Annotated in this window: 15 protein-coding genes; 10 read left to right on the top strand and 5 right to left on the bottom strand. The window is 32.0% G+C overall.

The window, feature by feature from the left end; translation table 11 throughout:
* Window position 1 precedes the first annotated feature (1 nt).
* Complete coding sequence (proB, locus tag MKY04_RS11460; RefSeq protein WP_346234411.1) at window positions 2-1,087, bottom strand: glutamate 5-kinase; 1,086 nt, start codon at window positions 1,085-1,087, stop codon at window positions 2-4.
* A gap of 764 nt (window positions 1,088-1,851) precedes the next feature.
* On the opposite strand from proB, the gene MKY04_RS11455 reads away from it, so the two are divergent.
* Complete coding sequence (locus tag MKY04_RS11455; RefSeq protein ID WP_126296352.1) at window positions 1,852-2,235, top strand: VOC family protein; 384 nt, start codon at window positions 1,852-1,854, stop codon at window positions 2,233-2,235.
* Window positions 2,236-2,407: 172 nt separating this feature from the next.
* Window positions 2,408-2,704 carry a DUF5316 domain-containing protein gene (locus MKY04_RS11450; RefSeq protein ID WP_346234410.1) on the top strand — a complete coding sequence of 99 codons (297 nt, stop codon included), beginning with the start codon at window positions 2,408-2,410 and terminating at the stop codon, window positions 2,702-2,704.
* A gap of 113 nt (window positions 2,705-2,817) precedes the next feature.
* On the opposite strand, the gene MKY04_RS11445 is transcribed toward MKY04_RS11450, so the two are convergent.
* Window positions 2,818-2,955 carry a hypothetical protein gene (locus MKY04_RS11445; protein ID WP_185807609.1) on the bottom strand — a complete coding sequence of 46 codons (138 nt, stop codon included), beginning with the start codon at window positions 2,953-2,955 and terminating at the stop codon, window positions 2,818-2,820.
* Between the two features lie 413 nt (window positions 2,956-3,368).
* Entirely contained in the window at window positions 3,369-4,247 is an 879-nt protein-coding gene (locus tag MKY04_RS11440) for a DMT family transporter (RefSeq protein ID WP_126292616.1), read from the bottom strand.
* 214 nt (window positions 4,248-4,461) lie between these two features.
* Here MKY04_RS11440 and MKY04_RS11435 point away from each other — a divergent pair, with 214 nt between their 5' ends.
* Window positions 4,462-5,163 carry a YetF domain-containing protein gene (locus MKY04_RS11435; protein WP_126292615.1) on the top strand — a complete coding sequence of 234 codons (702 nt, stop codon included), beginning with the start codon at window positions 4,462-4,464 and terminating at the stop codon, window positions 5,161-5,163.
* Between the two features lie 106 nt (window positions 5,164-5,269).
* Here MKY04_RS11435 and MKY04_RS11430 read toward each other — a convergent pair whose 3' ends face one another.
* Window positions 5,270-5,452 (bottom strand): hypothetical protein, encoded by a 183-nt coding sequence (locus MKY04_RS11430; RefSeq protein ID WP_126292614.1) that lies wholly within the window; start codon window positions 5,450-5,452, stop codon window positions 5,270-5,272.
* Window positions 5,453-5,571: 119 nt separating this feature from the next.
* Here MKY04_RS11430 and MKY04_RS11425 point away from each other — a divergent pair, with 119 nt between their 5' ends.
* Window positions 5,572-6,009, top strand: coding sequence for a hypothetical protein (locus MKY04_RS11425; RefSeq protein WP_126292613.1), 438 nt, complete (start codon window positions 5,572-5,574; stop codon window positions 6,007-6,009).
* Window positions 6,010-6,238: 229 nt separating this feature from the next.
* On the opposite strand, the gene MKY04_RS11420 is transcribed toward MKY04_RS11425, so the two are convergent.
* On the bottom strand, window positions 6,239-6,703 hold the full coding sequence (locus tag MKY04_RS11420) for a MarR family winged helix-turn-helix transcriptional regulator (RefSeq protein WP_126292612.1): 465 nt from the start codon (window positions 6,701-6,703) through the stop codon (window positions 6,239-6,241).
* Window positions 6,704-6,805: 102 nt separating this feature from the next.
* Between MKY04_RS11420 and MKY04_RS11415 the strand changes: the two genes are divergently transcribed.
* The 6 genes from MKY04_RS11415 to MKY04_RS11390 all read left to right on the top strand — a co-directional run bounded on the left by MKY04_RS11415 (window position 6,806) and on the right by MKY04_RS11390 (window position 12,060).
* Window positions 6,806-7,597, top strand: a complete 792-nt coding sequence (locus tag MKY04_RS11415; protein WP_126292611.1) for a nitrilase-related carbon-nitrogen hydrolase — start codon at window positions 6,806-6,808, stop codon at window positions 7,595-7,597.
* A 148-nt stretch (window positions 7,598-7,745) separates the two neighbouring features.
* On the top strand, window positions 7,746-8,132 hold the full coding sequence (locus tag MKY04_RS11410) for a retropepsin-like aspartic protease (RefSeq protein ID WP_126292610.1): 387 nt from the start codon (window positions 7,746-7,748) through the stop codon (window positions 8,130-8,132).
* Window positions 8,133-8,241: 109 nt separating this feature from the next.
* The gene (locus MKY04_RS11405) at window positions 8,242-8,913 is read left to right on the top strand and encodes a GNAT family N-acetyltransferase (protein ID WP_126292609.1); all 672 of its coding nucleotides are present in this window, start codon (window positions 8,242-8,244) and stop codon (window positions 8,911-8,913) included.
* 330 nt (window positions 8,914-9,243) lie between these two features.
* The gene (locus MKY04_RS11400) at window positions 9,244-10,308 is read left to right on the top strand and encodes a branched-chain amino acid aminotransferase (protein ID WP_126292608.1); all 1,065 of its coding nucleotides are present in this window, start codon (window positions 9,244-9,246) and stop codon (window positions 10,306-10,308) included.
* Window positions 10,309-10,525: 217 nt separating this feature from the next.
* Window positions 10,526-11,275, top strand: coding sequence for an SDR family NAD(P)-dependent oxidoreductase (locus MKY04_RS11395; protein WP_126292607.1), 750 nt, complete (start codon window positions 10,526-10,528; stop codon window positions 11,273-11,275).
* Between the two features lie 128 nt (window positions 11,276-11,403).
* The gene (locus MKY04_RS11390) at window positions 11,404-12,060 is read left to right on the top strand and encodes an MOSC domain-containing protein (protein WP_126292606.1); all 657 of its coding nucleotides are present in this window, start codon (window positions 11,404-11,406) and stop codon (window positions 12,058-12,060) included.
* Window positions 12,061-12,406 lie beyond the last annotated feature (346 nt).

Below are 12,406 nucleotides of genomic sequence, written 5' to 3'. Positions count from 1 at the left end.
TTTAAGCTTTTACCCATTTGTCTCGATGTATAACTTCAGAGGTTGTTCCACCAATTTCATGTGTTCTTTTTCCTAATGCACAGCTAAGCTCATTACTTGAATACAGTACCTCACCACGCCCTAAAAGTTTTGAACGTCCATAAACTTCAACTACATCACCTTTATAAAATTCTCCTTCAATCTTATAGATTCCAGCAGGAAGAAGGCTTTTACCATTTATCAGGAGCGCTTCTTCAGCACCTTCATCGATATACAGCTTTCCAGATACCTCAGTTAACAATATCCATTGTTTTTGATTCGGTACAATGGCATGATTCTCACTATTAACATAAGTACCGTCACCGAAACCTTGCATTATATTAATTAATTTATTTGCACCTTTGCCATTCCCAATAAACACGTTTACTCCTGATTGGAGGGCAGTTCGTGCAGCTAAAAGTTTTGATTGCATTCCACCAGTTCCAATTTTTGAGCCAGAACCAGCAGCATTTTGTAAAATCTCATCGGTTATTTCTGTTAGACAATTTATACGTTTGGCATTAGGGTTTTTGATAGGATTGTCATCATAAAGACCATTAATATCCGTTAAAATTATCAATTGGTCGGCATGGACAAGTCCACTCACTAAAGCCGATAACATATCGTTATCACCAAAAGTTAATTCTGTTACAGAAACCGTATCATTTTCGTTTATTATTGGAATAATGTTGCGTTCTAACAATTCAGTAAATGTTGCGTAAGCATTTTTATATCGTTCTTTTTTTGAAAAATCGGTACGTGTTAATAAAATTTGTGCAGCTGTAATTTGGTGAGCTGAAAAATACTCTGAATAATACTGAATAAGCAAGCTTTGGCCGACAGCTGCTGCTGCTTGTTTTCCTTTTAACGTAACTGGCCGTGATGGGTATCCAAGTTTACGGAATCCAGCTGCAACGGCACCCGAAGATACAAGTACAACATCATGACCTTGGTGTTTTAGTGTGGCAAGTGCTTTAATATGGTCTTGTAATTTGTTGTGATCAATTTCTCCTTTTGAATTAGTTAGTGAACTGCTCCCGATTTTGACCACAACTCGTTTTTTCTCCATTGGTATTTCCTCCTAACCCAAGGGCGGCTTAAAATATTATTTTGTGTACATCATAATTTCCTTTTAGTTAAAATCACTAAGTCAACATAGCAATTTTGTTGAAAATAAAAAACCCTCTCCGCCCTAAAAATTAGGACGAAAAGGGTTGCTTTCCGTGGTACCACCTACATTGGATTTTACATAATCCCACTTAAATCTCATAACGCTTGAGTCTGCGTCTAGTTTTGCTAGAAGCTGGCGAAGTAGGTTCCGAGGTCCTTTTTGCACGATGCCTTTCAGCCGATGAACATCGCTCTCTTTTCAAAAGGTATTCCAAGTACTAATCTTCGTTACGCTAAATAATTAATTTTCATATAATATGCAATAAAAATTAAGGATTGTCAATATAATTATAAGAATGTTCGAAAATTTTAATTTAATTGTTTTCAGTATATGTCGAGTCCCTACGTGAAATGAAGGATTTCTTACTACTATTATCGAATAAAATAAATAGGGAGCAACGACAAGAAATTAATATTAATATACATTTTAAGAGAGGGGACTAATATTATTTTATCGGGAAGAAGTAAAATGATACAAAATGTAAAATGGTCTTTTGTTTGTTCATTCATATTCTTTGTTGCTTTACTTTTTGATGATAAATTCCCAATATTAAAATTTATTGCTTTCTTAGCATTGGTGTTTTTTTACATCTTTTCCTTTAAAATATTATTAATACTTGTCAAATCTATGTTGAGAAAAATAAAATCAAGGGGGAATACATAATGGTAATTAAAAAAATAGAACATACAGCAATTATTGTGAAAAATTTAGAGGAATCCATTGAGTTTTATGAGAAGTTCTTGAATTTTAAGGTACGCACTACAGTGAATACAGATAAACGAAAATTAGGTTTTTTATATGTTCAAAACCAACCGAATGTTGAAATTGAATTAATTGAAGAATTAACTGATATAAAAAATCCTGCAACGAATGGTGTAGTAGATCATCTAGCTTTTGCGGTAGATAATTTAGAAAAGACAATTGAAGAGCTTGAATCAAAGGGAATCGAATTTCCGGAACCACCACGTATTTCAGCGGCATCAGGGGATAAAACAATCTTCTTTAACGGTTTAAATGGTGAGCTGCTGCAATTAATAGAGAGATAATTGTCAATTGAAATTTAGCACCCTGAAGGAAAGTTATCCGTATCTTTCCTTCAGGGTGTTTTTTAACAAAGAAAAAATCTAATAGACGTGTTCATATATTTCTTTTCTGTTTATTTAACTACCATTGAAACTAACTTAATATTCAGTCGTATAAAAAGAGAGGGGGGAGCTCATGAAATATTTATTAGTTGGAATTCTTTTATCTCTAATAGCTACAATAGTCTCTTTTGGAATATGGGATGTCCAAAAAGTTTCTGCTATTACAAGTATTATTGGACTTTTCTTTATAGGAGTTTCTTTAATTACTTCTGGTGCAATGGTTAGTGGAGATCGAATGCGAGCAAATTTTACAACTGAATCTGATGAAGGTAGAGTAAAAAGACAAAATATCAGTTTGAACTCATTTTTAATAGGACTCCCAAACATTCTCGTTGCAATATTGTTTTATTATTTATTGAATAACAGTTAAACTTAAAAATTTACTTGGGGTGAAATATTGAAGAATTGTTTGCTTGAGTCAATATTGTTTTTCACATAAAAGAGGGCTAATCAGATTATTTTCTGATTAGCCCTAATATTATTTTACGCAGCTAAAGTTAATTGAGTATAGGAAAGAATTGCTGGTTTTTCTATTTTCTGAAGTAAATTTAAAGCTTCTTCTTTTGTTTCAAATTCAAAAATACGGTATGCTTCTTGTTCAAATACTGTTACTACCCACATTAAGGGTCGCCTCCTTAAGTTTTAATATAGGAACTTATGTCAAACCTAGAAACTTTGTTATATAACACTGAATGGGTGTTTCAAATAAACACATCGTGTTATATATCATTGAGACCATTCTACACCCAAAATTATCAAATTAAAATAGTTAGTGAATTATTTCACATATTGTTCATATTGATTGCGTTTACAGTAAAAATTACAAAAAAAACATACATATTTTAAAGTTTAAACAAATAATATCAAATTTTTATAAATGATATTTTCATTCGTTATAAGTCAGTTGAACATTATGATAAAGCATATAAGCAAATGATAATCTTAAGCTATCACATTTTTGCCTTTGTTTCTCGATAGTTTAATTTATAAAAAATAGAGTGAAGAATTACTAAGGATTCTTCACTCCATGTTATTTAATGTGGAATATTTTTTCTATTAATCATATAAATACTGCCTAATATAAGAACCATGCCAATTAGAAGTGAATATGTAAAAGGTTCATTTAAAAAGAGTGTACCGATTAGGACTGAAATAAGTGGTACTAGAAAGGTAAACGAACTTACTTTACTAGCTTCACCTGCACTCATTAACTTATTATAGATAACAAATGCTAACGTAACACCAAAAACAGCACCATAAAGAAGCGTAGCGATAAAAGGTAAATTCCAATCAATTGAAGTTATATCTTCTGTCCCCATCCCTATAATAATAAAAACAATACCACCAATTATGTTTTGCATTGCTACTAACCATAATCCATTGACTAAACTACTTTTCTTCTTAACATATACAGTCCCAATAGCCCAACCAATGCCTGTAATAAGAGCTAATAAAATTCCGATGGCTGATACTTTTCCTGTGATGCCATCAAAGCTGACAAAAATCACCCCTAAAAAGCCAATAATAATGCCTGATATTTTCATTGTAGTTAAGGGTTCTTTTAACCAAAGCCAAGCAAGTAAAACGACAAGCACCGGCTGTAAATAAACTATGACTGAGAAAAGTCCTGCAGGTAAATATTGAAGACCTATAGATTGAAGACCATAAAAAATAATTACATTAAATATGGCGGATATTATGAAAATATGCCAAACTTCCTTAAAACGAATTTCTCTCCACTTTGGAAGTAAAAAGGCAGAAAATAAAAGTCCTCCAAGAATAGATCTTAATCCTGCGAATAAAATGGGAGGCGCATAATTTAAAGCTATTTTGTAAATTGGCCAAACAGTGCCCCAAATGAGCACTACGATTGCTACTCCAGCAATTACTTTTAATCTTGATATATTTCCCATATTATTTGCCTCCTTATGTAAAATAAATTTATGCCTAAATCAAGGTAACACAGTAATTTATTATTGTATAGAAAAACTTAAAGTAGCAAATTTATTAAAAAATTAGTTGAAGATTAATGATCCAAAACAAAATCCAATTATTGTATATTAATTGATTTGATATCCAATAATATAAATACTTCCTCAACAATGGAAAATTACGGAGGTATTATGAATGCCTGAATTTTTATTAATATTGCTGCGTTCAATTACAGCATTTATTGTTTTGCTTATTCTGACAAGAATAATGGGGAAAAAGCAGCTTTCACATCTTACATTTTTCGACTATGTTGTAGGAATTACAGTAGGATCAATTGCTGCAACGATGTCTATAGACAAAAATATACACATATCAGATGGACTTATTGCATTAGGTCTATGGGGAATTTTTCCGATCATCATGGGGTTTTTAGGATTGAAATCGAGGAAATTCTTGGAACTTACTGATGGAAAGCCTGCGATTCTCATTAAAAGTGGAAAAGTGTTAGAAGAAACAATGAAGAAAAATCAACTTGCGATTGATGAACTAATGAAGCTATTACGTGAAGAAGGGATTTTTAAAATTGAGGATGTAGAAATGGCCATCTTAGAGACAAATGGTGAACTAAGTGTAATGAAAAAATCTGATCTTGAGCCAATAACACCTCGCTTATTGGGTTTAAAAGTGCAAATGGAGCACGCACCAAGTTTATTAATAGTCGATGGTCATATTTTGGATAAAAATTTAACGATTTTAGGTTACTCAAATAATTGGCTCCAAAATGAAATTCAAAAACACGGAGCAAAATCGACAAATGAAGTATTCCTAGCTCAAATTGATGCTAATGGAAATTTATTCGTTGACTTATACTCAAAAAAGCAGAATGAAGAAATTTAAAAAGGCGAGTATATAGCCCTCACCTTTTATGGATATATTTGGTCTTGCCTAGATAAGAAGATTTTTAAGAATATTTATACGCATTATTTTATTTAGATATCTTATCTTATTTATTTTTATAAGTTTGTTGGTTTTTACTCGTCATAATATTTTTATCCTGCAACTCATCGTCAAAATCAGCTGCAAATTCTTCGTTTCGTTTTTCATCTTTGTCATTACTATTGCAATTATAAATATCGAAACTGTTATGAGTTCTTACATTGATTGTTCTTTTATTATTTTTGCTCATAATAATCACCTCCTAAAAAGTAATGTGCACATTTAAAATAGTTTTATTCTAAATGCACATTCCATATAATGGATCATCAAAGTCCCTTTTTGGTAATAGAAAATGGAGGCGTATTTTAAGTGAAAAAAATTCAAATTATTATGTTGCTCCTCATAATGGGAGTTAGTATAGGAGCCTGTTCCGATGAGGCTGACCCTCATTTAACGAGGGTTGATATACAAAAAATAGATGAAGATGAAATGTATGAAGAAGAGGTTATCCTTGTGGATCTTATAACATTGGATTCATTGAAAAGTATATTTAATGAAGTAAAATGGAAGCCGAATTCTTCAAAAGAAATGTCTGCAAAGGAAGATCTACAACTTACTCTATTTTTTACATATGAAGAAAATATGTCCGAAAAGCTTTTTCTCTATCGAATTTGGTTTGAAGATGACGATGAGGTAATTATTATTAGCAATAATGAAGAAGAGGGGTATGGCAAATTGGAAGGTGATAATGCAGTTAAACTGAAAAATATTTTAATTGGTCAATTTTTGGAGGAAGAAATGGAATGAATAAGGAAAGGTCAAGCACGTACCTAAATTAATCTCCAAATTAAATTCTATTTTACGTGGTTTTTGGTAGTTATTACACGTTTTTATATTATATTTATGCATTTTTTCTGCTTTTTTCTGCGGTTTCACGTACTTTTAACGCGGTTTGGAATTTCAACTCAGTTTCGCGCATTTATTACGGGTTTTCATATAATATTTACACACTTTTCCTGCTTAAGCTGGAGACTTTTTACTTTTCTAATCCGCAATTGGTTTTTAAGATTTCAATCAATACTTCAAACTTATCTTGACCAATTTTTTCACAAATTTCTTTCTCAATCTTCTCCATTAAAACTTCATATTGTTCAAAACATTGTTCTCCAAGCTTTGTTAACTGAACACACTTTTCCTTTTTATTATTTTGTATGTTCTTTATCTCAAGTAAACCTTTAGTTTCAAGACTTTTTATAAATTTATGGGTAGCCTGGCGGGAAATGTTTACTCTCTTTGAAACATTTGAAATTGTAGGTGAACTTTTAAAAATTATCTTAATGATTAACCATTCAGAGTTTGAAATATAAATATCGCTTTTTTCATTCCAAAGTCTTTCTTTCATTTTATTTATTTGAAGGTGATATTCATTCAATAAATCTATGAAATACTGATTATTCAAAATTATCACGCCATTCTTTTTAATTTTAATATAACGAAGCATTTTTTTAACGTCAACCTAGTTTAAATTGATCAAATAAAAGATATGTAAAATTATCTCAATTTGTACATACTAATTTTAAATATTTAGAAACGAGGTCTTCATATGAAGATTGCAGCTATTCAAATGGAATCGATTTCAGGACAAATTGATAAAAATAGAGAAAAAGGGAAAAAATTTGTATATGAAGCGATAAAAAAGGGTGCTCAATTAATCGTATTACCAGAGCTTTGGTCAAGCGGCTATCATCTTACAAAACCAGTATTTGCAAAATTGCAGCAAGAAACTAAGGACATTGTTGAACAGTTTAGAGCTATTGCAAGGGAACATTCTGTAGTACTTGTCGTGCCTTTTATTGATAAAAAGGGAGAAGATTTTTTTATTGCACTATCAGTAATTGAGAGCAATGGTGAAATTCTTAAAACATACCATAAATCCTTTCTTTGGGATAAAGAACAGCTTCATTTTAAACATGGTGAACGTAAGTATGACCCTATTCAAACATCGATAGGAAAGATTGGGACATTGATATGTTATGATATTGAATTTCCTGAGTTAAGCAGAATATTAGCATTGCGCGGTGCACAATTGATTATTGTTTCTTCAGTGACAAGACTTGCATCTGAGAAACGATGGGATATCCAGCTTCCAGCGCGTGCCTTAGATAATACGGTTTTTGTATTGGGAGCAAACACAGTAGGTGAAGGAAGCTGTGGCAAAACGAAATTGATTGATCCTAAAGGAGCAATTGTTCACGAATGTTCGAGAACAAAAGAAGAGATTCTTTTATGTGATTTAGATTTTAGCCAAATAGATAAAGCAAGATTAAAAATTCCTTATTTAAAGGAATTTGATTATTCTTTAGTACCTGGACTAGTTGAAACAAAACTTTATTAATTTTATGCAAATTATTTCGTCTCTAAAAAGGAGATGTTTTTTGTATTGTTGTACAAAAATACCTGAGTGTTGATTGAAGTAGTACAAGCATATATTGGTGAAAAATAATCGTCTATGTATGAAGGTAGATGGGTAGGTGTGCTCAGTAATGAAAAAGCTGACTATTGATAAAGGTTTATTAATTACAGATATGGAAATATTGTTTAAAGGTCAAACGGTGCTTCTTAAACGAGTGCTAGTCGACACTGGTTCTGCAAGTACAATCATTTCATGCGATTTAGCGGAGTCTATCGGAATAGTTGCTGAAGAGAATGATCCAATTTACAAAGTTTATGGGGTTGGTGGATCAGAGTTTGTCTACTCTAAAGTAGTGGACTCAATTAAAATCGGTAATATGAGAGTAGATAACTATCAAATTGAAATCGGTGCTATGAATTATGGCTTTACGTTAGATGGAATACTTGGGCTAGATTTACTGCAGCAAATGAAAGCTATGATTAACATAAACAATTTGTCTTTACAATGGAAGTGTTAAAGGTATAGTTTTCTCTTATCATTAACAACTTTAGAAAAAATTTCTTTCTTTGTGTATAAAGATTAAGTAATATGATAGAAAAAGTACAAAACATAAAGGAGAATAATAGATGGATTATATCAGAATTACAAATATAGAAGATCCGTTATTTGCTAAAATGCATACATTGTTAGGTGAAGTATTTCCTCCAGAAGAAGTATTAGAATTTGATCTTTGGAAGGAACCTCTGGAGGATCCAAGCATTCGAGTTTTTGTTGCAGTCCATAATGATGAAGTAGTAGGAGCAACTGAGTATCGTTATTATCCTCAATGGAATATTGCTATGACAGACTTTACAATTATTGGCCGCCCAGGACTTTCTATTGGTAGATTTTTAGCTAACAACCGCCAGCAAGACTTGAACCAGCTTGCAAAAGAAAATGGTAAAGTGTTATTCGGTGGTTTTGCAGAAATTTATGATCCATACGAAAGAGAAGACTTTGAATTTGGCGGAATTAAGCCAATGAATCCATTTGTTCGTCGTGAAGTATTATCACATCTTGGTTACCAACGTCTTGATTTTCCATACGTTCATCCATCTTGGAAAAATGATGGGGAAGCAGTGAAAGGATTAGATTTTTGCTTTATACCAACCGACGATAAAGTTACAGAAATTCCAGCCAGCTTAATTGTAGATTTCTTAAAAGATTATTATTCTGTATTATCTAACAAACCACAAGAGTGGCTGCAAATGATTGAGGATTTACAAGCAAAACAAACAGTGAAATTGCTTCCTTTATAGGGATGCACATTTCAATTAAAAAGTTATTGAACGTTTTGAATTTAAATTAATTCAAAGCGTTTTTTTATATGAATGTACCTTATAGTAAGTTGGAGAAAGGGAAGCTAAAAAAGAAGTGAAATTTGGAATATTTGTAGGTTTCACAAATAAACTATTTTTCATATAATAAATTTATTAAAATTTGCAATTTTCATATTTTATTTGATGTATTATTTTTAGAATTAAAGTAAAATAGTAGAATAACGATATGGAATTGTTTAAGGATAAACAAAAGGTTATTACCGTCCTTAATTTCAGAATTTTCAACTTGTATTATTTGGAGGCCAGAAAATGTTAGATATTACTACACAGTTAACTACAAATCCGAAACAAAAACCAGCACCTGATGAATTAGGTTTTGGACATTACTTCACAGATCATATGTTTATCCTTGATTATACAGAGGGAATCGGATGGCATGATGGACGCATTGTTCCATATCAACCGATTTCATTAGACCCGTCAGCAATGATTTTCCATTACGGTCAATCTGTATTTGAAGGTTTAAAAGCTTACGTAACAGTAGATAATGAAGTTCTTTTATTCCGTCCAGACCAAAATTTTAAACGTCTTAATAATTCAAATGATCGTTTATGTATTCCAAAAATTGATGAGGAATATGCGTTAGAAGCATTAAAACAATTAGTTTCAATTGACCGTGAATGGGTACCGAATGCACCAGGGACTTCACTATATATCCGACCATTCATTATTGCTACTGAAGCAAATTTAGGAGTGCATCCTTCAAATCGCTATCAATTTATTATTATCATGTCTCCTTCGGGTTCTTATTACAAAGAAGGCATTAATCCAGTTAAAATTATGGTGGAACAACAATTTGTTCGTGCTGTAAGAGGTGGAACAGGTGCAGCAAAAACAGGAGGAAACTATGCAAGTGCTTTAAAAGGCCAGGAAATTGCAAGTAAAGAAGGCTATGCTCAAACATTGTGGCTAGATGGTAAAGAAAATTGTTACGTTGAAGAAGTAGGAAGTATGAATATCTTCTTTAAAATTGACGGAAAGGTTATTACACCTGCACTGAATGGAAGTATTTTACCAGGGATTACACGCGACTCGATGATTCAAGTATTAAAGTCTAAAAATATTCCTGTTGAAGAGCGCCGAATCTCTATTGAAGAAGTTGTTGAGGCACATAATAATGGAACATTAGAAGAGGTATTTGGTACTGGTACAGCTGCAGTAATCTCTCCAGTAGGAGAATTAAAATATTTAAATGATAAATTGATTATTAATAAAGGTGAAATTGGTGAAGTTTCACAAATGCTGTACGATACATTAACAGGCATCCAAAATGGCTCCATTGAAGATACTTTTGGTTGGACGATTAGATTATAATGCTAGATTAATTAAAAATAGCTTCCTTTTATACTTTGTTAAAAATCTCCCTAACAATTTTTTGTTAGGGTTTTTTTATGGCGTAATATGTAAACACCAATCCCATCGATTATTTTAAGCAATAAATTATGATTATTAGAAATCTGTTTATACTAAAATAGGTTTAATTTTCAATCTTAGTCACACCATGTCAAGTACTAAATTGGAGGTATTAGTGATGAGTAAAGTTGCTATTATTACTGGAGGAGGCAGCGGGTTAGGACAAGCTACTGCTGTTCGCTTAGCACAAGAAGGAGTCAATATTGTGGTGGTGGATGTTAGCGAGAAGGGCGGACATGAAACAGTTGAAATGGTTAAGAAACTAGGTGTCGATTCCATTTTTGTTAAAGCGGATGTATCTAAACAAAAAGAAGTGAAAAATTACGTTGAGCAAACTGTTAAACAATTTGGTTCCATCGATTATTTCTTTAATAACGCGGGTATTTCAGGCAGCGGTAAATTTTTCTTAGACACGACATCAGAAGAAATTGATCAAATTGTTGGGATTAATCTTCTAGGAGCACTATATGGTGTTCGCTATGTTGCTGAAGTAATGATAAAAAATGGTGGGGGTTCAATTGTCAATACGGCTTCAAGTGCTGGTGTAATCGGACAAGACTCTGTTGTTACTTATTCTGCAACAAAGCACGGAATTGTTGGTTTAACAAAAAGTATGGTTGCAGAATATGCAAAGGATGGATTAAGGGTAAATGCTATTGCACCTGGGCCAACAGAAACACCAATGGTAAAAACCTTTTATGAAGCAAACCCTGAAATGAAAGAAAATGCAACTCGCGGAATTCCTCAAAAACGTTTAGGAACACCTGAGGAAGTAGCAGAACTCGTTACATTTTTATTAACATCGAAAGCAGAATATATTAACGGTGAAGTAATTCGTATTGACGGTGGTTTTACGAATACAAAATAGCTTATTATATTCTTTAAAATAAATTGTTTAACTATTTGCATCTAGACAATTCTGTTTAGATGCTTTTTTATTCATTGTTAAACTTTGCTATAATAAGAAAAGATTATAAGAGAGAAGGCGAGGACTCTGTGGTGATTGAACTAAAAACTTTTTCAATTGGTTTACCAAAACAAATGAAATATAGCAATGATCAACTTCTTTCTACTGCAATTTGCAAGGAAACAGTAGAAGAAGCTTTCTTAACAAAAGAAGGGTTTATAGGGGATGGAGTAGCAGATAAAAAGCATCATGGTGGTCCTGACCGTGCAGTATGTGTTTATCCATATGAACATTATTCTTTTTGGGAAAAGGAAATTGGAGAATCATTACCGACTTCTGCCTTTGGGGAAAATATTACTTCAACGAATATGTTAGAAAGCGATGTTCATGTTGGAGACATATTTAAACTAGGTGAGGCAGTTATTCAAATAACACAGGGACGTGTTCCATGTAGTACGATTACAAAAAGAATAAATAATCCTCATATTTTAAAAAGAATTGTTCAGACAGGCTATACCGGATATCTATGTCGAGTTTTAGAAGAAGGAATGGTAAGAAAAGATTCTAATATTACATTAATAGAACAACATCCTAAACGCGTATCCATTCTTTTTGGAAATGAAGTTTATTTTCATAGACCAAAAGATATTGAAGCAATAGAACAACTTTTGGAAGTAGAAGAGTTGGCTGAAAAATGGAAGGAAGAGCTCGGAAAACGGCTGTATAAAATAACAAGTCTTTCGTAAATCGATTAATAGAGGAGCAGTGAAAAAAGATGATGCCATTTTGGTTTCATCTTTTTTAGTTAGAAAATTTTATAATAGGGCTAAAAGAGGGTTGTAATTTTTAAAAAATTATTTTCAACAATTATTTCAGTCGTTTCTAAAGTGGGAAAAAACGTCTTTTTGTTTTACTAATACAAACTTGTCCAAGAAATTATCATTCAAAGATTATATTGTATTTCCTAAAATTATAAGATAAAATTTACGAAATCCAATTTGATACCATTTTTCTGTTTAATGTATAATTAATTCTCTTATTTATAATAAAATTCTATCGGCACATAAGTGTTATTCTAACGAGGAGAGGGTT

Origin of the sequence: Lysinibacillus telephonicus (assembly GCF_039654155.1) — a bacterium.
Classification (GTDB): Bacteria; Bacillota; Bacilli; order Bacillales_A; family Planococcaceae; genus Ureibacillus; species Ureibacillus telephonicus.
Note: the sequence above shows the minus strand (reverse complement) of the source record. Positions and strands in the feature narration are given on the sequence as shown.